Genomic DNA, 24,077 nt, shown 5'->3' on the forward strand with positions numbered 1-24,077 from the left:
CCATTACTCGCTTACTTCTCTTGGGACCGCAAGAGGCATCCGTATATGGGTGGGACTAGGCAGTGATAAAACGTTCGACGGCGGTGGCCGGGCGGACCCGCTCGTGCTCGGGGATGTCGCCGGCGAAGGCCAGCCACTGGGCAAACTTGTCGCCGCGCTCCACGAGCTGCCGGTACATGGTCCGGCGCATGGTGCTGACCCGTTCGCGGTAGATCGGCACATTGATGACGTTGGTGAGCTCGTCCGGATCGGCGATCATGTCGTAGAACTCATCGATGCCTTCCGGGTTGGCAATGTATTTCACGTCCTTGTTACGGATCATTCGCTGGGCATAAGGGAAGTGGTGGCCGTGAAACTCGCACAGGATGTCCTCACGCCAGCCCTCAACATCCTCCCCGTGAGCCAAGGGGAGCAGGCTGCGGCCGTGGACACCCGATGCATCCGCCCCGGCAATCTCATGGAACGTGGCCGTGAAGTCCAGGAGGCTGATGAAGCGGTCCTCGCGCCGCTCCACCTCACCTGGCAGGGCAAGGATGGCCGGAATTCGGTAAATGTCTTCATACATGGCCGGCCCCTTGTCATTAAGCCGGTGGGCTCCGGTGAATTCGCCGTGATCAGCGGTGAACATAACTGCCGTGTTCTCCGTCAACCCCAATTCGTCCAGGACGTCCAGGATGCGGCCAATTTCGTGGTCGATCATGGACACGTAGCCCCAGTACACGGCCGTGAGCTTTTTCCACTCATCCACCGTGAAGCAGTCAGTTGACCAGTACTCCGCATAGGCCTGCTGGACCATGGGCTTGCCGTGGAAGGTCTCGGCAAAGGACCCTGGCAGTTCAATGGTGGAGGGGTCCACCATGTCGTACCACTGCTGGGGGATGAGGTACGGCAGGTGAGGGCCAAAGATGTGGCAGGAGAGGAAGAAGGGGGTGCTCTCATCCTTCAGCGCCCCCGCCGCGAACTCCCGAAGCTTGGCAATGGTTTGGTCTGCAAGGAAGGCCTCAAAGGTGGCCTCCGTTGGCTGATCGGTCACGCCGGCAATCAGGTGCCCCTGGCTGCCGTCTGCCCTGGTCGTGTAAACAGGGCTTGAGATCCGGAAGTCGGGGAAGTCGTTGGCCGCCAGCCAGTCCTCGTAGCCCGGATCGTCAAAGACGTTCAAGGCGCCGGGGAGGTGAATGCCCTCAAAGCCGTAGTGCTCAGGACCGCGGTCCTTGCCCACGTGCCACTTGCCCACGTGGCCGAGCCGGTACCCCTGCTCCTGTAGGGCGGCCGAAAAGGTTGGCAGTCCGTCGGGCAGTTCTTCCCGGTGGCCAGAGTTCCATTCGTAGTTGGCAAGCAGTCCGTGTTCAAACGGCTGCAGGCCTGTGAGCAGGCTGGCGCGCGCAGGTGTACAAATGGCCGTGGGCGTATAAGCCCGGTCAAAGGTGGTGCCGCGTTCAGCCAGCCTGTCGAGGTTGGGTGTGTGTAAGGAGGTATTGCCGTAGCAACCAAGCGTGTCGATGCGCTGCTGGTCAGTCATGAGGAACAGCATGTTCTGACGCTTGGGGGAGTTGTTCGACGTCGACATGGATACTTATACCGTGGGAGTGCTGACGAACAGCTCGGAGTTGTAGAACGTCTTGGGATCGGCGATGGCCTTGATCTTCTCGTCCTTCTTGAACTGCTCTTGCAGGCCGTTGAGCCATGTGTAGACGGTTCCTTCAGAGGACAGCGTGTCCAGTTCCTTCGAGGTGAACAACTTGGCGACGCTGGCCTGAGCTGCCATATCCTCCTCTTTGAGTTTGAGGAACTTGGCGGTCAGGGCAATGGTGGTGTCCTGGTTGGCGTGGCGGTAGTCATTGGCGCTCTTGACGACGGAGATGAAACCCGTAGCGAGGGCCTTGTCCTTCGCGGCGCGTCCCGGAGAGGCCACAAATGTGGAGGGGAAGGTGAGGGTATCGATGAAGTCTTCGTTGGAGAAGAGCTCCACTAGTTCCGGCTGCCCCTTCTTGGCGCTGTCAATAAGCGGGTACCAGAGGGCGGCGCCGTCGATCTGTCCTGCCGCGAAAGCAGCAACGATTGCCGGCGGTTCCATGGCTGTGACCTCGAAGTCCTCACGGGTGAGACCTTCCTTGGCCAAAGCCAAGCTGAAGAGCTGATCTCCGGAGGTGCCTGTGGGAACGGCTACCTTCTTCCCCTTGAGCTCGGCCAGGGTCTTGATGCCGGGCTGGGCGATGATGCGGTCGGCGTTTGAAACGGAGTTCACGGCCCAGATCTCTGCCTTTCCGGAAGCGGGCAGCCACAGGGCGCCGGAACCGATGTAGACAACATCAACGTTGTTGGTGCCCAGTGCCTGGATAGCCAAGGGGCCATTGGTGAAAGGCAGGTACTTGGGCTTCAAACCAGCCTTGGCCCAGTACCCTTCTTGATCGGCAACTGCCATCAGCGCTGCGCCGTTGTAGTCGGCAATGTAGCCAACGTTGATGTCAAGGAGGTCCTTGGCGGCACCTGCGGAGCCGACGTCCTCGGTCTTTGCGCCGCAGGCGGCCAAAAGTGAGATGGCTGCTGCGCCCAGGGAAAGCTGGAGCACATTTCGGCGTGAAAAGTTGGTGGTCATGATTTCTCCTACAAGAGTCTGGCCCAGATTTGGGCAATGATTTGGGCAGTGCATACGAAGTGAAGCAGTGCATACGAAGGGAATTGGTACAAGTGGGGCGGCGCAAAGGCAGTCCCCCTAAGGGGCTACCGCTAGAAGTAAGGCGTTCTACTGGTGAGCTTCGGCAACGCCGGGCTGGTGGTAGACCGCTTCCCAGACCTGCGTCCGGAGATGGGCGAACTCATCCGAGAGCCGGATTTCTTCGGTCCGCGGGTAGGGCAGGTCAATTTTGATTTCCTTGAAAATGCGTCCTGGCCTTGCGGCCATAACGATCACACGGGAAGCGAGGAAGACCGATTCGTCAACGTCGTGCGTGACAAACATGACCGTGCGCCGTTCCTTTGTCCACGTCTGGAGCAGCTGCTCTTGCATGTGGACTCGGGTCAGGGCATCAAGGGCACCAAAGGGCTCATCCATGAGCAGAATCTCTGGATTGACGGCGTAGGCGCGCGCAATGGCGCAACGCTGCTTCATGCCACCGGAGAGCTCTTTGGGAAGGGCTTCAGCGAAACGGGTGAGTCCCACCAGTTCAAGGTAATGATCAACTATCTCGCGGCGTTCCTTGGCCGGGATCTTCTTCAGCTCGAGACCGAACTCAACGTTCTTGCGAACGGTGAGCCACGGGAAGAGCGCGTATTGCTGGAAGATGACCCCTGTGCGAGTACTGGGGCCGTCAACTTCCCGGTCATCGACCATGACGCGGCCGCTGGTGGGGTCAAGGAGCCCAGCGGCGGCGTTGAGCATGGTTGATTTACCGCAGCCGGAGGGGCCCACCACGGTAACAAATTCGCCGTCGGCAATGTCAAGGTTAACACCGTCCAATGCGGTGAAAGTGTTGCCGCTGAGTGTAAATTCCTGGCGCAAGTCCTCAAAGCGGATCATGGCCTTTTGTGTTGGCGTTGTCATGGTTGCTCCTTAGCGGCGTTCTTGCCAGCGGGTCAGGTGGGCTTCAATCATCAGCAAGAGACGGTCCATCAGGAGGCCCAAGACACCGATAACCAACACATTCACCAGGATGGTGGGCATGTCGTAGAACTGCTGTGCTTGCTGCATACGCATGCCCAAACCGTTGGGAGCGGCAAGGAGCTCAGCGGCCACAACCGTGGCCCAGCCGGCGCCAAGGCCAATGCGCATGCCCACCAGAATGAAGGGTGAGGATGCCGGGACCACAACACGGCGGAAGATGACCAAGCTATTGGCGCCCAAGACGCGAGCTGCGTTGATGAGGGTCTTGTCAACGCTCACCACGCCTTGGTATGTGGAGATAACGCACGAGAGGAATGCGGCGAGGAAGATGACGAAGATCTTTGGCGTTTCACCAATACCCATGGTGACCATAACAAGTGGCAGCAGAGCCAGCGGGGGAATGGTTCGGAAGAATTGCACCCACGGCTCAATGATGGCGCGGCCCACTTGGTACCAGCCCATGAGGAACCCAATGGGAATAGCCAAGAGGCTGCCCAGCAAGAAGCCGCTGAGCACACGGGCAAGAGAAGCACCAGTATCCTCCGCGAGAGTTCCGTCGGCGAGCAGCTCGCCACCACGAACCAGAACCTCAACGGGGCCGGGTAGTCCTACAAGTCCGGCAGCGGATACAGCCGCCCACCCAGCCACTCCGGCCGCTACTGAGGCGACGTTGATAGCGAGCAATGCCTTCCGGCTAAGCTTGCGCCCGCTTGGTTTGCCGGACTTCTTGCTTAGTGCCGACGAGCCTGTTTGTAACGCGTCTTTACGCGTCGGTATGCCGCCGGCGGCAGGGGGAATTTTGTTCTGGACGATGGATTCTTTTGGGGCCATGCGCCAAACTTATGACATTCATTACATGCTGTCAAGGCTGTTTACATAAGTGCAATAAATCTGCGAGAGATTGTAACTTTGCTGCACAATATCTAGGCAGTATTCAGGCAGGCGAACAGCAATGACGGACGAGAGTGAGGAATTCGTCCTGCCTCAGACATTTGGCCTGCCATAGACATTTGGACAGGGGAAACTCGGGAAACGTAAGTTCGGGGGAGCGCAAACTCGGGCAGCGCAGCTGTCGGGCAGGGCCGAGAAGCCGACATTCAGAAGAATATCCGGCTGGCAGTGGGCCAAGGGAGCGAGTTACTAGCCGACGGTCGCCATCGACCAGTGTTTCAAGGCCATCTGCGATGCGCCATCACTGCCAGCGCTAGGCGCAAAGGTGGCGGCACTAATCTCGGTACTCCGCGGCCCGAGGTCCAAGTTCTGCTCGGCGAGTGCTCGCCTAGCAGGCTCGAGGAGGAGTTCGCCAAATTGCGAAAGTTCTCCGGTGATGACCACGCGACGCGGATCAAGCAGCACGCACGCACCCATCAAGGCTCTGGCTAGCAGCTCACCGGCCCAGGACACGACATTGATGGCAATTCCGTTGCCTTCCGCGGCTGCCTTCGCCATAGCCTCAATGGACTGGAACGACTGACCCCGATGGGCGGCTTCAACAAGAACATTGGCCTCGTTGATGAAGCTCTCCAGGCAACCATGACGGCCACACCAACAGACCGGTCCTGCAAAATCAACGCTGATGTGCCCCAATTCTCCTGCGATGCCATTGCCGCCTCGCATCAGCGATCCTTGGGAAACAATGGCGGAGCTAATACCCGCAGACAACACCACGTAGAGCAGGTCATCGCTACCCTTCCCATACGCCATGGCAGCCAGCCTGATGTTGTTGTCCCAAAGCATGGGGCCAGGGATCACCTCACGCAGTGGCGTCAGGGAGGCGCCCTGCGGATCACTTTGCTGTTCCACCCCGTCTGCCAGGGAATTCGGGTTGGCATGTCGGCTGGCGATACCAACGGCCGTACCGATGACCGTCTCCGTATTGATCCGCCCGTCGGCGATGAGCCGCTTGATCATGTCAGCGGCCATGGCTACTTTGTCGGGAAGTGACACCGAACTGGAAATTGCACAGTGCTCGCGCACCACTGTGGAACCGTCAAAGCCCGTGACGGAGATGCTGATTCGGCGTCGACCCAGTTCAATGCCTACGGCAGCACCGGCGTTTGGGTTGAGGGAAAGGACCTTGGTGGGGCGCCCGCTGCGTCCCCGACCCTGGATTTCCGGCTCACTCTCGCTTACCACGCCTCGGAGCCTCAAGTCACTGACAATCGCCGAAAGGGTTGTCCGGGAGAGCTTCGTGTCGGTCTCAAGTTCGCGCCGAGTCCGGTTGCCATGGGTCGCCAATGACTCCAATACGCGCAGCTCATGTCGGCGCCGCACAGCCTGCAGTGCACTATCGTCCGGTGTAAGCATGTCCCCCTCATTCCCAGATTTAGTTGCCGGAGCCAGACGGTTTTCTAGCCCGTAATGACCATTATGCAACAAAGCATGACATTTATGTTCAGTCTATTGTCCTTATTGCTCCGTCGGGACACATTAGGGCCAGATCAGGTCTTTATTGACGCGCGGCCTTCACGAAATCGCGAATCAACTGAACGTCCTTGACTCCGCGGCTCGATTCCACACCGCTAGAGACGTCCACACCGGCGGGCTTCAGGGCGCTGACGGCGGAGGCCACATTGTTCGGGTTGAGGCCTCCGGCCAGGAGCCAGAATCCCTGAGGTGTTCCATCAGTGAGCACATCAGCATCAAAGGTCATCCCCGCCCCGGGTTCGACGGCGTCGAGCAGCAGTCGCTCGGAGTCCCAAGCCTGCCTGTCATCGCCGGAGAGGCCGTTGTAGGCATCGGCGGAGAAGGCTCGTAGGGACTTGAAACCGGCTTCGTGCACCCGGGCCATATCTGCCAGACTCTCATCACCATGTAATTGCACGGTGGACACTGCTGCCTGGCTAGCCATCTTCAGGACTTCATCGATGGGTTGATTCCGGAACACTCCAACGGTTTCAATACCCTGAGGCACTGCGCTTACTAGCTCGGCGACCAATTCCGGGGCGACGGTTCGCGGGCTACCCGGTGCGAAGATGAATCCAACGGCGTCTGCACCAGCGTCCACAGCCGCAGCGATGGTTTCGGCCGTTTGCAGGCCACAAATCTTTACGTACATGCCTTGTATTACTCCTCTATCTGGCGCCAATGCCCGGAGCTGCCCCGAAGCTGATGATCCTGCTGCCATGCTAGCGCCCCTGTTAATAATTTTGCTCTCCCAAGGTGCCCTGATGGAACTCAAAGCTGGAGTGGGAGATAGCGAGCTCGCGCCTCAACGCCCGCACACAGGGGAAGGGTGAAGCGGAAATCACCAGCAGCGCTTAGGAGAACACGGCGTCGGCAATGGCCCAAATGACGTATCCACTGATAGGAACCAGCACCAGCCACTCCCGAACGGAGCCGGCGTTACCCAGAATGGGTATGGCGACGTTGCCACTAGGCCGCCAGACGGAAGTCACAAAGGGGAGCTTCCGCAGCCAGCGCGGCGGCTTGATCTTTAGCGGCCACAAGAGGTTACACCCGCCGGTGGTGAGCATGTCGCCGAGGATATGTGCAGCCACGCCCAGACCCATGGCTAGAGGGAACCAATAATCATGCTGCGGTGCAAAGAGCATGACGAAAATGCCAACGGCGATCCCCAGCACCCAGGGGAACTTCCGCATGGTGTCAGGAATCATTTTCAGTACCTTGCCGGCAAAGGCTGCCAGTAATACTGCCAGCAGCCCAGCACCCGGGAACACCGTGCCGTAGCCGGGGAGTTCAACTGTCCACATTCCGGCCAGCGCAGCTATGGCGACAAAAACGGCCATACCAAGAATCGAATGAGTGCCGTGCCGGTGCCCGCCAGACATTTTGCCGATCTGGATGCACAAAATATTGGACAGTGGCGGAAGCGAATGGGCGATGGTCGCGTGCCGGTGATCGGCGTCCGGGACCAGGGCCGCTCCTGCGGTCACCAGAGCCCCTGCAACCACGGAGGTGGGCGTCAGATCCATCAGCCCCATGCCAACTGTCAGTGTTTCCGGGAGCGCTGGAATCACCTGCGAGAGTTGGCCAAGTCCCACGTCGAACTGAGTGGTGAGGGCCAGCCAAACGGCAGCACCTGTGGCAGCGTGATGGGGTCCCATCATGGGGGCACGTCCTTGCATTTGTGGGTCTTCGTTCTGAACCCGCAATACGTGGACAAAACCTGCTGTAACAAGCCTATGCCCAGCCACTGACAAAGCCCGACGGCGTGCGGCCCCGGTCACATTTCTGCCGGGGTCCGCCACGGGACGCCGTGTAAGAATGGGTCCATGACCGAGCAAAACACCGCATCTGAGACCGAGTTCTCGCGCTCAATCGGCCAAACTGCAATGAGGGCGCTGGCCAACCACGGCATCACTACTTTTGTCCAGCTCACCACGCGCAGTTCCAAGTCGCTGCTGGCATTGCATGGTGTGGGGCCCAAATCCATCCGGATACTTGGGGAGGAGCTGGCAACTCGAGGCCTCACCTTTGCCAGCGATTAGGCCGGGCTTCCGGGTTATTTCTTGAACTTCAGCAGCATTTCAACAGCCCCGGCATTCTCCACTTTGACGAAGCCCAGATTTGGGGCGTCAATACCGTAGTCGGAAAACGTGACAGGAATAGTGCCCTGGACCTCGACACCATCTGCCGTGGTTTGTACATTCAACGCAACCTTGACGTCCCGGGTAACACCGGCGATCGAAAGCTGACCCGCTGCCTCGGTGGTCGTGGCCCCTCCGGCGATGACGCCAATGTCCACGGGCGAGGTTAGCGTAAACGTCGAGGTCGGGAACTCGGAGGTTTTCAGGATGCCCTGAAATTGACTGTCCCGGCTGCTGTTATCGGTGGTGACGTTGCCCATGTCCACCACGGCCGTTGCGGCGGTCAGGCTGGTGCCGTCAATGGTTGCCTGGCCCGAGACGCCCTCTGTCCGCCCAACAACCGTCACGTCCTGGCCGTTAAGCACCTCTTTAACACGGTAGCCCGCTTGCGAACCGTCCGAGATCTTCCAGGTGCCGGACAGCTCGGCGGCAGCGATGGTGCCATCCGGCGTTGCCCCTGGGGTAGGCGATGACAGCGAGAGCGTGTCGGGGGCCTGTTCGTTGCCAATCTTGGCGTAAATGGCACTACCGCCCCAGACCGCGACAATCGCCACCACCAACAAGATTCCAAAAATCATCAATTTTTTACGCATACCCAGCCCTCTGCGAGACGTTTGTCCAATGTCAAAGAACTATGCCCGAAGAAGCTGCCATTTTCCTGTGATTGTCCTCCGGGAATTCCTTTCAGACGAACGACGGCGGCCTGCCACAAAAAAGTTCCCTCACCGTTCGGCCAGGAGTAACGTTGGCACATGAGCCAGGACCCAGTGGAAGAACGCCCGGCACGCGTTGGTCGGGCGGCCGACAAGCACTTGTCGGTGGAAGATTTCATCAAGCTGATGGTGCCGGAACCGGACTTGCTGGAGGAAGAGACCACCCCGGATCCGGATGTTGAACCTCGTGAGACCGGGGCATAGCAACTCAGCAATACAGCAGCCCAGAGATAAGGAATGCCCTATGAACTCCAGTGACTGGCCGTTGGCTGCCGCCAGCATCCCGGACCCCGAGAATCCCACCCGGCATCCGGATCCGACCCAGCCGCCAAACCCGCCTGCTCCGCCAGATCCTTACAGGCCGCCGGAGCCCAACGAGCCCTACCCGCAGCCTGCACCTCCGGAGCCTATTTTCCCGCCAGATCCCATGAGCCCGCCGGTGCGGCCAACGCCGCTCGAACCGCCGCACTTCTAACGGGTACCTGATCCACCTAGTGCCATTCACCTTGGCAGCGCCAGTGACATCATCGGCCCGGCCCTTGCATATCCACTGGCCATGGTCTGCCTGCAAATCCATCGCCATAAATGGGGCAGCTGCCCCATGCCCCCGCTGGTCCGCAGATCTACGCTCTTTTACACAAGACAAAGGAGCGCATCATGACCAGAATTTCACCCCGTGCCCATGCGGAGCTGGCGGAGAGAAATGCCGCACTGCCGCCCGGGGATGACGAACGATTCATCGGCTACGCCCTAATGGGCCTGCCGTTCGCCTCCGGCCACTATTTGGCCTTCAGGCGTTTCCCGGCCAGCTCCGTTGGCCCCGCCTACGCGGCTGTGTGGTTGTTCCGCCCCCAGGACGGTTGGACCATTTACGCGGACGCCCCGCCGTTTCTCAGTTGTGCCCGGTACTTCGGTGCCGCCGTCTCCGCGACCCACCTGACCGAGGTCACGGCGAGGTGGGAAGGACCCTTCAAGCTCACTGTGGGCGTGCCCGGCGTCGTGCGTTGGGACCTGGAGTTCAAGGAAACAAGAACGACAGCGACACTCACCACCTTGGCGCATCTCATGCCGGGCGGGTGGTGGCGTTGGCCCACAGTGCTTGCCGCTATGGGTAGGTTCATGGGTCCTGCCCTTCAGGCCGGAAAGCTGCGGCTTGCCGGGACCACGCCCAACGGCCAAACATTCCAAGCCCGGCCCCTATGCGTCTGGCAGGTCAAGACCAGCCAGGCGACGATCGACGGTGGCAGTGCGGGGATGCCGCATCCGCTGCCGAAACAGGCGCATCTAGCCGATTTTTGGCTGCCACAGCGCGGATTGTTCGTGGCAGACATGACCGTGCGGTTCCCCTCCACGGCGCCCCCGGCGGAGACCCACCGGGCAGGGGTCCAGGCCGGACGCCGTTGACTCATTCAGCTAGAGGATATTGTTTCTCCGTGGCAGGTCCCTGGACACCGGCACGTTTTAGAATGGGATGGTGGCTGACCATTGCTCGGACGGCGTTGCCGCCGGGCCCTCCGGCAAGGTTCCGGAGGGCCCGGCCGCGATGCCACGGAACGCCGCAACCACCAGCCGCCCCGAAATTTTAGCGGCACTGTCCCTAGCTATAGATCTGGGTCTGGGACAGCCCATGGAGCACATGTTGCGGGCCACTCTGCTGGGGTTGCGCATGGCAACGCTGCTGGGCCTCGGGGAGGAAACCAGCGGCCGTCTGTATTATGCAAACCTGATCGCCTGGATCGGGTGCCACGCAGACTCCCACGAGCTGGCCGCTTTGTTCGGCGACGATCTTGCCTTCCGTGCGGATTACTACTTCATTGACGCCCACGGGTTGCCAATGCTGTCCCTGATGCTGCGCCACGCGGGCCAGGAACTGCCACCTATCCAGCGCACCGCCCGCCGTACCCAGTTCGCGGCGACCGCCAACTCGACCGTCAAGGCGCTGATCCTCTCGCATTGCCGCTCGGCCGGCCGGCTGGCCGAGCGGGTGGGTCTCGATGCCGACATGCCGGACATCCTGATCCACACTTTTGAGCGTTGGGATGGAAAAGGCCTGCCGGTGGGAGTGTCCGGCATAGAAATTCCCATGGAGATGCGCATTGCCCAACTTGCCGACACCGCTGAAGTCTTCCTGCGTACAGCAGGGCTGGAGGCGGCCGTGCGGACCGTGAGGCAACGCAGCGGAACGCAATTTGATCCGAGACTGGCGGATGTTTTCTGCTCCCACGCTGCGGAATTGACATCCGGGCTGCTGGAGCTGGACCCGTGGACGGCCGCGCTGGCAGCGGCACCTTCCGAGGTCTGTCTCAGCGGCAGCGGACTGGATGCGGTGCTGGCTGCGATGGGCGATTTTGCCGATCTGAAGTCGCCGTGGACGGCCGGGCATTCGCGGCAGGTGGCGGCATTAACCGCGACGGCTGCCGCGCACAGCGGATGTAGCGAACCGGAACTGACGGCGCTACGGCGAGCCGGCTGGGTACACGACCTCGGTCGGATGGGGGTGTCCAACAGTATCTGGGACAGAGCCGGGCCGCTTTCATCCTTGGACCGCGAGCGCCTGCAGCTATACCCGTTCCTGAGCGGGCGCATCCTGAGCCGCGTGCCCGGCCTGCGGCGGGTTGCGGAGCTGGCCGGGGCGCACCGCGAGCGCCTTGACGGCTCGGGGTATCCACGCGGACTGAGTGCGGGTGGGCTGGATCCGGGCCAGCGCCTCTTGGGTGCGGCCGACGCCTACCAGACGTATCTGGAGCCGCGTCCCCACAGGCCCGCACTTCTGGCGGCCGCGGCTGCTGCCCGGCTGCGCGCGGAGGTGGCGGCAGGCAGGCTGGCTGCGGCCGCCGTCGAAAGTGTCTTGGTGGCTGCCGGTCAGCAGGAAGCACGACGGCGGATCCTGCCGTCCGCCTTGACGGCTAGGGAGGTGGAGGTGCTGAGGTTGCTCTGCCGTGGGTTGGACAACAGGGCGATTGCTGCCGCGCTGTTCATTGCGCCGAAAACGGCGCGGAACCATGTTGAGCATATTTATGGGAAGACGGGAGTCTCCAACCGGGTCACCGCCACCTTGTTTGCGCTGGATGCGGGATTGTGGGACCGGCCCGCCTAGGCCATGATGGCAGCACTCAGGGCGTTGAAGCTAGGGCATCGTGGCTAAGGAATGGGGCTGGGACACCGGGCTCAGTGGCCTGCTGCAGGCCGGCCGGGGTGTCCGGGCCAGCGCTGTTTAGTCACCGGGCCGGTTCTTGGTGTTGGAGAAGATGGAGCGTGGCCGGGGGACTGCCACCCCGTCAACCGTGATATCAACGGATTCGTTGTAGAACGCGATCCTGTCCTTGATGAGGCCAACAGCTGGGTAGGGGTCAAGGTATGACCAGGCCACGGACGGTGAACCCGGGGCATCCCAGTAGTCCTCGGCGTACCCCTTGTAGGGGCAGTGGCTGCGGTTGTTTCCAGTGCTAAGCCGCTCAAGGCGTACGTCGGTGCGTGGCAAGTAATAGCGGGTGGGCAGGTAGGTCTCAAAGAGCAGAACCGGCTCAGTGCTGTCCGCCAGCAGCACGTCATCGATCGAGACGGTGATGTGGCGGGAGCTGAGAAGGGCCTCAACGCGCTTGTGGGGATCACGCGGGTGGCTGTGCACTTCCTCCTCTTCCTCGAGCCACTGGTCGAATGCATCCGGGGCCCAAGTGAACGTGATGCGTCCTTCGAGTTCCGGAGCGTCGCGAATCCAGGCAGCGTTCGGCAGCACTCTGCCGCCTGCATGTATGTCAAACCATTGGGCCACGGGTCCCTTGGGACCGAAGAATCCAAGGCTGCCGGTGGGAACGTCGCTAGTAGGCGCCAACAGGTCCATCCGAACATCGTCCGGGGCAAAGGCATAAACAGGTATGGGGAACTTCTGCTCCCAGAACAACATGGCTGCCGTGCTGTCCACCACGGTTGTGCTGCCCACCATGGCGCGCACCCATTTGTCGCTGATTTCGGTTCGCATCCACAACACCTGAATTCTGCTACCTATGGATGAAGAAAAGTCTACGCCGGGCGCTCGTGGCGCCATAGCGAAATCATGTTCGACTTCGCGGACCTAGGATGTCTGGATCCGCCGGAGCACCATGCCAAGGACGCAGGTGACACCCGGTGTACCAGCCATCGCCACGGCTGTCACCCCCTGCACTGCCCGGCCCGACCCGGATGGGATAATTGATATAGGCGGCCGCGGTTCGGCCGCAATTAACAATTTAGGGGAGCTAATGTCCACGCTCAAGCAACAACTCAAGAGCGACGTCGTCGCGCACATGAAAGCTGGCAACAAGATTGCCCTGACCACTGTCCGCAACGTTCTCGGAGAGATTGAAACGCGCGAAAAGGGCGGCAAGAACCCTGTTGAGTTTGATGATGCCCAGGTCATCACCTTGCTACAAAAGGAAGCTGCCAAGCGCCATGACACCGCTGGGATTTACTCAGAAGCTGGTGAGTCAGACAGAGCCGCAGCAGAACTAGCTGAAGCAGAAGTTATTGAGGCATACCTGCCCAAGGCACTGAATGCTGAAGAAGCTGCTGCAATTGTCGACCGCATCATCAGCGGCCTTGAGGCAGAGCAGGGCGAACTATCAATGCGTCAGATGGGCCTTGCTATGAAGCCGATAACGGCCGAAATTGCTGGCCGATTTGACGGCAAGGCAGTCTCAGAAATGGTTCGCAAGCGACTGCAATAGAAGTTCTCGGTACGTTTTCAAATGATCTCAATTTATCCGATCAACTAAATCTGATTATCCACTTGGGTAATTAAACATTCGCATGACTTATTACCTGTTTAGCACCTGTTGTAGCGTCGATAGACTGCGGAACCCTGCTCGCAGCCGCTGATCCTGGGGCGTGAGGTCATCGATTAATAGTGCCTGCACCACCTTCACATTGGAGGCTGTGCAGGCATTATTGCGATCTGAACGGAATTTTCTCCCGCATTTTCGGATAATTCTAAATACCGGTGGACGTAATCTTTGAAACCACTACTTCGTGCGCGTAATATTGGCCAAGTTATCAGCAATGGGGGATAACTCAATTTACTTGACAGGTTATCCGCTTAGCGGCTCGTCCCTACGCACAGAGGGTCTCATGCCGCCATCATCACAAAACCTCAATTGGCCCCTGCCCCGGGCTAGCAGACGGGCTGCGCCAATACTGGGCACGGCTCTTCTTGTGGCTGTACTAGCCGCCGGTTGCACACCCGGAAATGACGCTTCCGCCAGCACAATTTTCGCCCGTCTTGACACTGCCGGCACACTGACGCAAGTTTCGAGTGGCAAATCTGCTGGTGACTGTTCTGACGGCGCCGTGGCAGTCTCCTGGGGGAACAAATGCGGCAGCCTCCGTTGACGGCAAGGATGGCGCTGCTGGTACGGACGGACAAGACGGCGCAACCGGCCCGGCCGGCGCTAAAGGCGACGCCGGCGTAGACGGATCACATGGCACTGCTGGAAGTACCGGTGCCAGCGGCGCTGCTGGCACCAACGGCTCCAAGGGCGAAACCGGTGTGCAAGGCGACGCCGGTGCGGCTGGGGCTGCTGGAACCAATGGCACTCAAGGTATTGCGGGAAGCAAGGGAACCAATGGCACCGATGGTGCAGACGGAGCGAAAGGCGACGCCGGCGCAACCGGACCTGCTGGCGCCATCGGCGCGAAGGGAGACACCGGCGCTGCAGGTGTAGCTGGAACCGATGGCGCCACAGGTGCCACAGGTGCCAAGGGCGACGCTGGAACCAATGGTGCCGATGGTGCTTCTGGAGCGAAAGGCGACGCCGGCGCTGCAGGTGTAGCCGGAACCAATGGCACCGATGGCGCCACAGGTGCGAAGGGCGACGCCGGGGCCACTGGTGCCGACGGCGCCACAGGCGCTGCTGGTATTGACGGCAGCAATGGAAAGTCAGTTCTCAGTGGCACGGGTACGCCCGGGGCTGACACCGGATCAGATGGGGACTTCTATCTAGATCTTTCGAGCTACCAAATGTTTGGACCCAAAGCAGGATCCATCTGGCCCTCGCAGAGCCAAGCTCTTGTGGGTCCTGCAGGCCCCATGGGCCCCCAGGGCCTAGCTGGCGCCGTGGGCGCTACTGGAGAGAAGGGCAACCAAGGCGAACAGGGATTTATAGGAGCCTCAGGACTTCCAGGTTTCACTGGCGCAAACGGTACCAACGGTACCAACGGAGCCCCGGGACCCCAAGGACCGCAAGGTGCGACGGGACCAATTGGTGCAGCTGGCCCTCCCGGTCCCGCGGGCAGCTCAGGAGCCACTGTATTCCTCGGCTCAGCGAAGTTCATTGACCCTGCTGACGCCACTGGCTTCCTAGCCCTCTCCGGCGGCTCAGCTGCGGTCCCAGCGTTCGACGATGCTTCAACGATCGTGCCGGCGGCTGGCACGGTCAGCAGCCTCAATGTCCAGATCAGTTCTGGCGCAAGCGTGAAGGTCACCGTTGTCATCAATGGCGTGCCTTCTGCGGCAAGTTGCGTGGTGACGGCTCCTGCCGTGTCCTGCTCGAACCCGGACAGCACAGCGACAATTGCAAAAGATCTCCCCGTGGCGCTCAAAGTGGAGAACCTCAATGGCCAGCCTGTAAGGAACTTGCGCTACTCGGTGGCTTTCCAAGGCACGGCACTATGATCACGAAATCGCAGCTAAGTAGGCGCACCCTGCTGGCTGGGGGGAGTGGGGACATTGGCCTTACTGGCCCTGACACCGCAAATGTCCACAGCAAGCGCTCCGGGCCCGTACTCCCTGGCCGCCTGGTTGCCCTTATTAGGCACAGAAATCACGGCCGACGGCGGCGCGGTCCTGCGGGTACGAACCGTGGAAGACCTGCGCACGCCAGAAAAGCCGGATGATTTCGACAGCAAGGAGGACCGGTTCAGACTGGTCTTTGCCCTTGTATCCGGGGAACTGACATCTGACTCGATCACCGTGCACCACCCGCAGGCAGGAAAGGTTTCCCTGCTGACCAATCAATTCGAGGACACAGCAGTGGCCTACATAGACCGCAGGGGCGCTTCATTGTTGCCGTCGCAGAATTAGAGACTCTTCATGGAACCATTTCTTGGCGAAATTCGCATGGTTGGTTACTATTTTGCACCCCGAGGCTGGGCATTCTGCAATGGACAATTACTGTCCATTGCGCAGAACACTGCCCTCTTCTCCCTCCTCGGGACCACGTATGGCGGCAACGGTCAGACCACGTTTGCGCTTCCGGACCTGCGCGGCCGTGTCCCTGTCCATGCTGCAGGTGGGCAAGGCAACGGTCTCACCAACCGGATCCTGGGCGAGCCGTTCGGCCAGGATTCGGTGACCCTGACTCCGCAGGAGATGCCAGCACACGCCCATGCCGTTCCAATCGCTTCGGTCCAGTCCTCTGACCGGCCGAGCGCCGGCCTGGCTCCCGCACCTGGCGGCTCGTATGGATCACCGTCGAGCATAGTCCCTGGGCAACAAGTGGGCGGAAATCAGCCCCACGAGAATGCGCAGCCGAGCCTCGGGGTGAACTTCGTGATTGCAATGCAGGGCATCTTCCCGTCACAGAACTAGCCTTGCCCAGCAACATGCGAGTTCGCCGCCCCACAGCCACGGATGCACCATGGTTACTGGAACTGTTTTCCGTAGCAGTATCGGGCCGAGAATTCCTGCCTCGGGAGCTGCTCGTGATGCAAGAACAGGCTCAACGCAGTCAGTGGTCCCAGCGATGGGGCAGCGGAGGGGAATCCGTCGTGGAGGTCGACGGCGTTCCTGCCGCCCGTGTGTGGGTGGCGTGGACGCCGTCGGCCCTCAGGATTGTTGAGCTGAGCGTGGCTCCCGCGTTTCGAGGGCAAGGTCTGGGGAGTCGCCTATTGGCGGATCTGTGCAGTGCTGCGGACACTGCCGGACAGACTATGGAGTTAGCAGTTGATGCCGAGAATACTGTGGCTCGCCATCTCTATGAGAGTCTTGGTTTCCGGACTTGGAACAATCCAGTGCACCAGAACGGCTTTTCCCTCACCATGAAACGCACGCCAGAAGAAACGACTACGCCTTGATTCAGTTAAAGCAAGACAGCGATGGATACATCCGAATGAGCCGGCATTTCCCCGCCAAGACGCTCATCTCCATCACCTTCAACGACGGCACCACCGGCGAATACACCGGTCAGCGCCTCAACGTCGTTTACGACGAGGCCCTTGCAACATTCCGCCTCGGCAACAACATGGACGCCAAGGGTTTCAATCGCAACGACCAGCGGATACACCGGCGCAACGCCGTCGAGCATGTTCTCGTTGAAGCCGGAATGGCACCGTAACACAGGAGCCCCGTTTCTCCATCATGTGGAGAAACGGGGCTCGGTCCGTAGGATTGAACCCACCAGGCGTGCCGTGGGTCTCAGCATGGCCGCCGCGAACCCCGAAAGGCGTCATGTCTGTATTGACCCTCATTCCCTTGTTCATTGGGCTCGGTGTGCTGGTGGTGCTCATCATCATCGGTGCCGTCATCTCCCGCATGGCACTACACATTGCCAGTCCCGACCAGGCACTTGTTATTTCCTCCAAGGACAACAAGAGCCAGCCTGATCCCAGCAGCCAGCGCGTAGTATTCGGCAGGATCTTCATCAATCCGTTCACCCAGCGCGCCTACCCGCTCTCGCTCGCGTCACGGCAGGTGGCCCTAAAAATTGAGGCCATCTCGCAGAACGGCATCAAGCTTCACCTGACGGGTGTTGCACAGGTCAAAGTTGGCGGCGACGCCGATTCTGTCCGCAAGGCCGCCCAGCGTTTCCTCAACCAGCAGGATGCCATCGACCATTACACTCAGGAAACCCTGTCCGGTTCGCTGCGTTCTATCGTGGGCACACTGACCGTGGAGTCCATCATCAAGGACCGTGCCACCTTCGCCAAGAGCGTGAAGGAAGAAGCCGAGCACTCCATGCACAACCAGGGCTTGGAGATCGACACCTTCCAGATCCAGTCCGTGGATGACGAAACCGGCTACCTGCGCAACCTTGGCCGTCCCGAGGCCGCCTTGGCCGAGAAGAACGCCAAGATCGCCGAGGCCCAGTTCCTGCAGGAAGCAGAGCAGGCCAAGGCCATTGCTGACGAGCAGGTCGCCCTGGCCCAGCAGCAGCTGATCATCAAGCGCGCTGAGCTCAAGGAAGAAGCCGACGCACGTCAGGCCCGCGCCGACGCCGCCGGCCCTCTTGCCGCCGCTGAGCAACAAGAGCAGGTCATCATCCGCGACCAGCAGGTGGCTCTGCGCCGCGCCGAACTGCGTGAACGGGAGCTGGACACGGAAGTCCGCAAGCCGGCCGACGCCGAGAAGTACCGCCTCATTCAGCAGGCAGACGCCAAACTGGAGGAACGCCGTCGTGCCTCAGAGGCTGCCGAAATTGAGGCAACCGTTGACCTTGCCAAGCGCAAGCTGACCGCCGAGGGTGACAGGGTTGCGGCCGAGGCCGACGCCGCGGCATCCACGGCCCGAGGTAACGCCGAGGCGTCAGTGGTCGAGGCTCGTGGCCGCGCCGATGCAGCCGTCATTAAGTCCCGTGGTCAGGCCGAGGCCGAGTCCACCGAGGCGAAGGGTGTTGCAGAGGCTGCCGGTATTGCCGCCCAGGCTGAGGCATACGAGAAGTTCAATGAGGCCGCTATCCTCAGCAAGGTCTTGGAAGTTCTGCCCGCCATGGCCCGTGAGGTGGCAGCACCCATGGCAGCCATCAAGGAGATGACCGTCATCTCCAACGACGGCGCCAGCCAGTTGAGCAAGAATGTCTCCAATGGCGTCCAGCAGACGACGCAGCTGATCAAGGACTCCACTGGTTTGGACATCATTGGCTTGCTGCAGGGCATGGTCGGGGGAGCGTCCAAGGATGCCTCGGCCGGCGTTGCCAGCGGTCTTCTCAGTGCCGCCAGTACGAGTCAGTCAAGAAACGGGCAGTCAAACCACGTTGCCCCGGACCTGGATTCAGAAAACAACTAGTCACCACCTCAAGTTTCAGCAAAACTGCTCCAACCACAACGGCGACACCATGGACTGCTTGAGCAGCCGCGGTGTCGCCGTTTGTTATAGGTGAAGCGTCATCATGTGCCGCGGCCAGCATGGCCGCCGCTATGCTCCTGATCCGCCAGCGTTATCCGAGTTCGGGGTAGTGGATGGCCGCTGTCTCTGGGTGGGCACGCACCCAACCCTTGAGAACGTTGGAGCCGTACGAGGACAGCATGGGGTTATCTGGATCGTCGCTAACACCGCGGGCCTCGGCCAGGAGTGCTGGCGGCAGCGGGACGGGTTCGATCACGGCATCCAGGCGCGGTGACCAGAAGAACGGCACCGAGTAGCGGTCCACGCCCGGCGGGGGAGCAGTCACACGGTGAATGGTGGCCATGAGGTAACCGTTGGTGGCTACCTCGAGCATTTCACCGAGATTCACCACGAGAGCGCCCGGAATGGGTTCCACAGGAATCCATTCCTCTTGTCCGTGCGGCTGAACTTCCAAGCCACCCACAGTGTCCTGCAAGAGCAAGGTGACAAATCCGTAGTCGGCGTGCGCACCAACACCTTGGGTGCCAGCTTCGGGAACCTGACCGCCAACGTAGTGCACCAGCTTGCCCATCCAGGCCGGCGAATAAGTAAACGGCTCGGCCAAGTAGTTCTCTGGCAGGCCCAGGGCGACGCTAATACCCTCCAGGAGGTCCACGCCAATCCGCGCCATCAGCGCAGTCCATGCCAAGGCTGTGCGTTCCAGTTCAGGATATTGCGCAGGCCACTGGTTGTGCCCCTGCAAACGCAGGAAGAGTTGGTCATCCGGGACATCGATCAGAGGCTTGCGATCAGGGCCAAAGTCGATCTGCTCACGGGAGTCTGCACGGCCACGGGTAATTTCTTTGCCCAGCCGCGTGTACCCGCGGAACTGGGCGGAGGTTCTGTTATCCAACTCCAGCCGCTGCTCCAGCGGCAATCGGAAGAACCCAGCCACCGTCTCCAATAACTCCTCAACTTGACCGTCGGCGGCGCCATAATTGATGATCTGGAAGAAGCCCACATTGTGCGCAGCATCGCGCAACGAGTCGATGAAATCCATGTTGAAGAAGCCGTCCGAGTTACGGGCGGTCGAGAGGTCAAGAACCGGAACTGATGTGCGTGTTGTGCTCATGTCTCCAGCCTGAACTCTTCGAACTCAAAAGCGAAGTAATATTTCTAATTGTTGCGTCATAAACTTGCGCCATGCCAATCGCTTGACTTTGTGATATTCGGCGACATGGCCTTTCACGGCGCCTTGGGTGAATCTTATGTCCAAAATCCACCCTCTTGCTCTCTTTAGTTCTGCAAATTTCCAAAATCAGAGCAATCAGGGGCATGTGGATTCCTGTGGCCCGGGACTTGCTGACACACAGAGTCGGACCCTCTGAGAGCGACTAGGCTCCTCTCATGACTGCTGACACCTCACTGCTCCATGATCTTCCCGCCCACACGGTACGCCGGGCCGTGGTCTCGGCCGTGGCAAACAATGTGTACCTGATTACCTCCAAAACCACTGGCGCGCAGATCCTCATTGACGCCGCAGATGACCTCCCGGCCATCAATGCCTTGCTTCAGGATGCAGCCAACGACGCCGATGTCCCCGCGTTGTTGGCCATGATCGCCACCACCCACCAGCACTGGGACCATGTCCGGGCACTCTCCGCCCTATGCGCCCAAACCGGCGTTGCCACGGCTGCTGGCGAGGATGATATTGCCGGTATTGCCGAGCAGGCAGGAGTCAGCACAGACTTGGCGCTGGTCCATGGCGGGACACTCTCCGTTGCTGGCATTGAGCTGAAAACCGTGCATTTGCGCGGCCACACACCCGGCTCCATAGCCTACGTACTGGCGCCGGCAGCGGATGTTTCAGCCATCATTTTCAGCGGTGATTCACTGTTTCCCGGCGGTGTTGGCAATACTCAAGAAGATCCGGCACGGTTCACTGCCCTCATGAACGATGTCGAAGAACGCCTATTCAACGTCTATTCCGATGACTCATTGGTCCTGCCTGGTCACGGCGACGGAACCACGCTGGGCACCGAACGCCCGTCCCTACAGCAGTGGCGTGAGCGCGGCTGGTGAGCCACAACCGCGCTTAGCCTTTCAACCTGCAACCTGCAACCTGCAACCTTCCAAGAGATAAGCTAGAACCATGTACTTCATTGTTGTTAAATACCAAGTAAAGCCCGAATTCACCGCAACGTTCATGGACCTTGTGACCCCCTTCACCGAAGCAACGCGCGCCGAGGCCGGCAACCTCTGGTTCGATTGGTCACGCAGCGTCGTGGACCCGAACGAATTCGTCCTCGTTGAGGCGTTCCTAGACGACGATGCAGCCAGCAAGCACGTCAACAGCGATCACTTCAAGAACGGCCTGGAGACCATGCGCCCGGCACTGCTTTCCACCCCCAAGATCATCTCCCGCAAGGTGGATGGCAGCGACTGGGATGACATGGGCGAACTGCAGATCGGCTAATTCCCGATGCCAAATCCCGCCCTGGGCAACATCCCAGGCGGAGCCTTCAATATTGCCGCGATCGGGCAGGGGCTGGTCTTTGCCCAGTCACTGCCCGAACTGGCCCGCATCCTCATGGATCCCGGCCAGGAGAGTGTCGCCGCTGTGGTTCAGGCGCCTCCCGGAACCGGCAAGACCACGCTGGTGCCTCCCTTGGCAGCCAACGCCCTCGCCGCCACATCCGCTCATCGAATTCTGGTTACCCAGCCTCGACGAGTTGCCGTCCGTTCGGCGGCCCGGCGTCTGGCATCCCTTGATGGCACAGCCCTAGGTAGCAAAGTTGGTTACACGGTGCGCGGTGAGAGCCACACCAGCGCCGAGACCATCATTGAATTCCTCACCCCCGGCATCCTTTTGCGGCGCCTCTTGCGCGACCCCGGGCTGGATGGTGTGGCCGCCGTGGTGCTTGATGAGGTCCACGAACGCGGGCTCGACACCGATATCCTGCTGGGGCTGCTGGGTGAAGTCAGGCAGTTGCGCAGCGACCTCACGCTGATAGCCATGTCTGCCACCTTGGACGCTGCCCGCTTTGCCAATCTCTTGGCAACGGACGACGCCGGGTCCCCGGCTCCCGTGGTTGACTGCCCCTCTGCCCTGTTCCCCCTGGAAATCAAGTGGGCACCACCAGCCCAGCCGCGCATGGACCAACGTGGAATCACAAGGGCATTTTTGAACCACGTAGCCGATACCGCTGCCGCAGCCCATGCCGCAGCAGTTGGCACGGACCCTTCCGTTGACGCGCTGGTGTTTGCCCCCGGTGCCTGGGAGGTTTCCTATATTGCATCCCGGCTGCGCTCGGCAACCCCAGATGCCGGGCCGGCTTCTTCCAGGCCGGCAGTAGAAGTTCTGGAACTGCACGGCCAAGTCTCCTCCCGCGGGCAAGACCGCGCCGTATCTGCACGCGAGTCCGGCGGGCTGCCGCGCATCATCGTCTCCACATCCCTTGCAGAATCCTCATTGACAGTCCCAGGCGTCCGTTTGGTGGTGGATTCTGGCCTTTCACGGGAACCCCGACGCGACAGTGTTCGGGGCATGACCGGTCTGGTCACTGTGTCCACGTCGCGCGCCTCGGCAGAGCAGCGTGCTGGCCGTGCCGCTCGGCTCGGTCCCGGAACCGTGGTGCGCTGCTACGACCAAAAGACCTTCGCAGCAGCGCCAGCGCACCCCATGCCTGAGATTGCTGTTGCCGAGCTCAGCGGGGCCGCCCTGCTGTTGGCCTGCTGGGGTGCACCCGGGGGAGCGGGACTGCGTCTGCCCGATGCGCCGCCTGCCCCCGCCATGGCCGCAGCCGTGGAAATCCTGTCTGAACTGGGCGCCCTCGATGCCACCGGTCACGCCACGGCGCTGGGCAGAACACTGGCCAATATTCCGGCTGACCCCCGTTTGGCTCGTGCCCTGCTCGACGGCGCACCCGTGGTGGGTGCCAAGGTGGCCGCAGAAATTGTGGCCCTTGTTTCAGGTGATGGCAGGGCCCCCGGCGCCGATCTTACCGCGCTCCTTTCCGCCATGCGCTCGGGCCGGGATCCGGGCGCGCGCCGTTGGTCTCAAGAAGTGCGCAGGCTTGAGCAACTTGTCCGCAGAGACGCGCGCACCGCCGCCCCCTCTTCAACCAACACAGCTCTCGCCGCTGGCACTTCTCCTGCAATGGGGTCACCGACGGTGGGGCCTGCCGATGTGGTGGGGTTCGTCGTCGGACTCGCCTTCCCTGACCGGGTGGCCCGGCTGGTGACTAACGCGCCCGGACAGCAGTACCTACTCTCATCCGGCACTCGCGCTGGCTTGCCGGCAGGCAGTCCGCTGGCCGGTCACGAATGGTTGGCTGTCGCTGAGGTATCCCGCGCTCAAGGTCGCGATGCTGCCGGCACTGGCGCCATCATCCGTTCCGCAGCACCCCTGGATCAACTCCATGCCGAGGGCGTCGGCGCACACATGCTCCAGGACTCGGTGGTGGCCACCTTTGGCAACGGCAAGGTGACGGCGCGGCGGGAACGCAGACTCGGTGCCATCGTCTTACTGTCGACGCCCGCCAAGGCAACCCCTGAGCAGGGCCGAGAAGCCGTAGCGCATGCGCTGGCTCGGGACGGGCTCGGGCTGCTCAGCTGGAGCGGATCTTCGAATTCGTTGCGGCGACGCCTGGCGCTGCTGCATCGCGAGTTGGGGCAGCCATGGCCTGATGTCAGCGATGCTGCACTGCTGACCAAATTGCCACACTGGCTGGGGCCCGAATTGGAATCCGTCGCGGCCGGCAAAGCGCTTTCTGCACTGTCCCTCACCGATCCACTGCGCCGCCTCCTGCCGTGGCCCGAAGCCTCCAAGCTGGCGGAGCTGGCGCCGGAAACTCTGGCCGTGCCCAGTGGCTCGAACATCCGGATTGATTACCCGGACGTGTCCGACGGCGGACCTCCCGTGGCCGCTGTCAAGCTGCAGGAATGCTTTGGGCTGGCCGAGACGCCCCGTTTGGTCAATGGCCGGGTTCGAGTGCTGTTCCATTTGCTCTCACCCGCCCGCAGACCGCTTGCCGTCACGGATGATCTGAGCTCATTCTGGAGCGGACCCTATTCCCAGGTTCGGGCAGAGATGCGCGGGCGCTACCCGAAACATCCCTGGCCCGAGGATCCCTGGAGCGCGCCAGCCACAGCCAAACTCAAGAAGTGGATGTAGCCTCTACCGGCGGTGCAGCTCCCCT

25 protein-coding genes are annotated in these 24,077 nt (G+C 60.9%); 15 read left to right on the forward strand and 10 right to left on the reverse strand.

The features are described 5' to 3' along the window. Nucleotides 1-55: 55 nt before the first annotated feature. The 7 genes from CXQ93_RS10535 to CXQ93_RS10565 all read right to left on the reverse strand — a co-directional run bounded on the left by CXQ93_RS10535 (nucleotide 56) and on the right by CXQ93_RS10565 (nucleotide 7,671). Complete coding sequence (locus tag CXQ93_RS10535) at nucleotides 56-1,567, reverse strand: sulfatase-like hydrolase/transferase (protein WP_104110397.1); 1,512 nt, start codon at nucleotides 1,565-1,567, stop codon at nucleotides 56-58. 6 nt (nucleotides 1,568-1,573) lie between these two features. Further along, complete coding sequence (locus tag CXQ93_RS10540) at nucleotides 1,574-2,596, reverse strand: aliphatic sulfonate ABC transporter substrate-binding protein (RefSeq protein ID WP_104110398.1); 1,023 nt, start codon at nucleotides 2,594-2,596, stop codon at nucleotides 1,574-1,576. Nucleotides 2,597-2,743: 147 nt separating this feature from the next. Beyond that, nucleotides 2,744-3,541, reverse strand: coding sequence for an ABC transporter ATP-binding protein (locus CXQ93_RS10545; RefSeq protein ID WP_104110399.1), 798 nt, complete (start codon nucleotides 3,539-3,541; stop codon nucleotides 2,744-2,746). Nucleotides 3,542-3,550: 9 nt separating this feature from the next. Further along, nucleotides 3,551-4,432, reverse strand: a complete 882-nt coding sequence (locus tag CXQ93_RS10550; protein WP_104110400.1) for an ABC transporter permease — start codon at nucleotides 4,430-4,432, stop codon at nucleotides 3,551-3,553. Between the two features lie 309 nt (nucleotides 4,433-4,741). Next, on the reverse strand, nucleotides 4,742-5,908 hold the full coding sequence (locus CXQ93_RS10555; protein ID WP_104110401.1) for an ROK family transcriptional regulator: 1,167 nt from the start codon (nucleotides 5,906-5,908) through the stop codon (nucleotides 4,742-4,744). A gap of 142 nt (nucleotides 5,909-6,050) precedes the next feature. Then, a complete protein-coding gene (locus tag CXQ93_RS10560) occupies nucleotides 6,051-6,659 on the reverse strand; it encodes a phosphoribosylanthranilate isomerase (RefSeq protein ID WP_104110402.1) in 609 nt (202 codons plus the stop codon). Between the two features lie 202 nt (nucleotides 6,660-6,861). After that, nucleotides 6,862-7,671, reverse strand: a complete 810-nt coding sequence (locus tag CXQ93_RS10565) for a metal-dependent hydrolase (RefSeq protein ID WP_104110403.1) — start codon at nucleotides 7,669-7,671, stop codon at nucleotides 6,862-6,864. 165 nt (nucleotides 7,672-7,836) lie between these two features. Between CXQ93_RS10565 and CXQ93_RS10570 the strand changes: the two genes are divergently transcribed. Beyond that, nucleotides 7,837-8,052, forward strand: a complete 216-nt coding sequence (locus tag CXQ93_RS10570) for a hypothetical protein (RefSeq protein ID WP_104110404.1) — start codon at nucleotides 7,837-7,839, stop codon at nucleotides 8,050-8,052. A gap of 14 nt (nucleotides 8,053-8,066) precedes the next feature. Here CXQ93_RS10570 and CXQ93_RS10575 read toward each other — a convergent pair whose 3' ends face one another. Beyond that, nucleotides 8,067-8,744, reverse strand: a complete 678-nt coding sequence (locus CXQ93_RS10575; RefSeq protein ID WP_104110405.1) for a YceI family protein — start codon at nucleotides 8,742-8,744, stop codon at nucleotides 8,067-8,069. Nucleotides 8,745-8,903: 159 nt separating this feature from the next. Between CXQ93_RS10575 and CXQ93_RS20650 the strand changes: the two genes are divergently transcribed. From CXQ93_RS20650 to CXQ93_RS10590, 4 genes are all read left to right on the forward strand, one after another. Continuing rightward, a complete protein-coding gene (locus tag CXQ93_RS20650) occupies nucleotides 8,904-9,068 on the forward strand; it encodes a hypothetical protein (RefSeq protein ID WP_181036124.1) in 165 nt (54 codons plus the stop codon). A gap of 40 nt (nucleotides 9,069-9,108) precedes the next feature. Then, complete coding sequence (locus CXQ93_RS10580) at nucleotides 9,109-9,339, forward strand: hypothetical protein (protein WP_104110406.1); 231 nt, start codon at nucleotides 9,109-9,111, stop codon at nucleotides 9,337-9,339. 182 nt (nucleotides 9,340-9,521) lie between these two features. Next, nucleotides 9,522-10,268: a hypothetical protein gene (locus CXQ93_RS10585; protein WP_104110407.1), complete on the forward strand. Its 747-nt coding sequence runs from the start codon at nucleotides 9,522-9,524 to the stop codon at nucleotides 10,266-10,268. 70 nt (nucleotides 10,269-10,338) lie between these two features. Then, entirely contained in the window at nucleotides 10,339-11,961 is a 1,623-nt protein-coding gene (locus tag CXQ93_RS10590; RefSeq protein ID WP_258068830.1) for an HD domain-containing phosphohydrolase, read from the forward strand. A 117-nt stretch (nucleotides 11,962-12,078) separates the two neighbouring features. Here the strand turns inward: CXQ93_RS10590 and CXQ93_RS10595 are convergent, their stop codons facing one another. Then, nucleotides 12,079-12,843: a DUF427 domain-containing protein gene (locus CXQ93_RS10595; protein WP_219817346.1), complete on the reverse strand. Its 765-nt coding sequence runs from the start codon at nucleotides 12,841-12,843 to the stop codon at nucleotides 12,079-12,081. Nucleotides 12,844-13,102: 259 nt separating this feature from the next. Here CXQ93_RS10595 and CXQ93_RS10600 point away from each other — a divergent pair, with 259 nt between their 5' ends. The 7 genes from CXQ93_RS10600 to CXQ93_RS10630 all read left to right on the forward strand — a co-directional run bounded on the left by CXQ93_RS10600 (nucleotide 13,103) and on the right by CXQ93_RS10630 (nucleotide 18,837). Continuing rightward, entirely contained in the window at nucleotides 13,103-13,567 is a 465-nt protein-coding gene (locus tag CXQ93_RS10600; protein ID WP_104110409.1) for a GatB/YqeY domain-containing protein, read from the forward strand. A 599-nt stretch (nucleotides 13,568-14,166) separates the two neighbouring features. Further along, nucleotides 14,167-15,510, forward strand: a complete 1,344-nt coding sequence (locus CXQ93_RS10605; protein ID WP_181036125.1) for a collagen-like protein — start codon at nucleotides 14,167-14,169, stop codon at nucleotides 15,508-15,510. Between the two features lie 81 nt (nucleotides 15,511-15,591). Beyond that, nucleotides 15,592-15,918: a hypothetical protein gene (locus CXQ93_RS10610; RefSeq protein ID WP_104110411.1), complete on the forward strand. Its 327-nt coding sequence runs from the start codon at nucleotides 15,592-15,594 to the stop codon at nucleotides 15,916-15,918. A gap of 9 nt (nucleotides 15,919-15,927) precedes the next feature. Then, nucleotides 15,928-16,425: a phage tail protein gene (locus CXQ93_RS10615; protein WP_104110412.1), complete on the forward strand. Its 498-nt coding sequence runs from the start codon at nucleotides 15,928-15,930 to the stop codon at nucleotides 16,423-16,425. A gap of 116 nt (nucleotides 16,426-16,541) precedes the next feature. Further along, nucleotides 16,542-16,910, forward strand: a complete 369-nt coding sequence (locus tag CXQ93_RS21355; RefSeq protein ID WP_374953402.1) for a GNAT family N-acetyltransferase — start codon at nucleotides 16,542-16,544, stop codon at nucleotides 16,908-16,910. Nucleotides 16,911-16,945: 35 nt separating this feature from the next. Next, nucleotides 16,946-17,170 carry a hypothetical protein gene (locus CXQ93_RS10625; RefSeq protein WP_258068831.1) on the forward strand — a complete coding sequence of 75 codons (225 nt, stop codon included), beginning with the start codon at nucleotides 16,946-16,948 and terminating at the stop codon, nucleotides 17,168-17,170. A 113-nt stretch (nucleotides 17,171-17,283) separates the two neighbouring features. After that, entirely contained in the window at nucleotides 17,284-18,837 is a 1,554-nt protein-coding gene (locus CXQ93_RS10630) for a flotillin family protein (protein WP_104110415.1), read from the forward strand. Nucleotides 18,838-18,988: 151 nt separating this feature from the next. Here CXQ93_RS10630 and CXQ93_RS10635 read toward each other — a convergent pair whose 3' ends face one another. After that, the gene (locus CXQ93_RS10635) at nucleotides 18,989-20,008 is read right to left on the reverse strand and encodes an isopenicillin N synthase family oxygenase (protein WP_104110416.1); all 1,020 of its coding nucleotides are present in this window, start codon (nucleotides 20,006-20,008) and stop codon (nucleotides 18,989-18,991) included. Nucleotides 20,009-20,283: 275 nt separating this feature from the next. On the opposite strand from CXQ93_RS10635, the gene CXQ93_RS10640 reads away from it, so the two are divergent. The 3 genes from CXQ93_RS10640 to hrpB all read left to right on the forward strand — a co-directional run bounded on the left by CXQ93_RS10640 (nucleotide 20,284) and on the right by hrpB (nucleotide 24,052). Then, nucleotides 20,284-20,958 carry an MBL fold metallo-hydrolase gene (locus CXQ93_RS10640; RefSeq protein WP_104110417.1) on the forward strand — a complete coding sequence of 225 codons (675 nt, stop codon included), beginning with the start codon at nucleotides 20,284-20,286 and terminating at the stop codon, nucleotides 20,956-20,958. 70 nt (nucleotides 20,959-21,028) lie between these two features. Continuing rightward, nucleotides 21,029-21,352, forward strand: a complete 324-nt coding sequence (locus CXQ93_RS10645) for a putative quinol monooxygenase (RefSeq protein ID WP_104110418.1) — start codon at nucleotides 21,029-21,031, stop codon at nucleotides 21,350-21,352. 6 nt (nucleotides 21,353-21,358) lie between these two features. After that, nucleotides 21,359-24,052 carry an ATP-dependent helicase HrpB gene (gene hrpB, locus CXQ93_RS10650; RefSeq protein ID WP_104110419.1) on the forward strand — a complete coding sequence of 898 codons (2,694 nt, stop codon included), beginning with the start codon at nucleotides 21,359-21,361 and terminating at the stop codon, nucleotides 24,050-24,052. Nucleotides 24,053-24,077 lie beyond the last annotated feature (25 nt).

The sequence above is a fragment of the Arthrobacter sp. N199823 genome, assembly GCF_002929705.1.
In the GTDB taxonomy this organism is placed as follows: Bacteria; Actinomycetota; Actinomycetes; order Actinomycetales; family Micrococcaceae; genus Specibacter.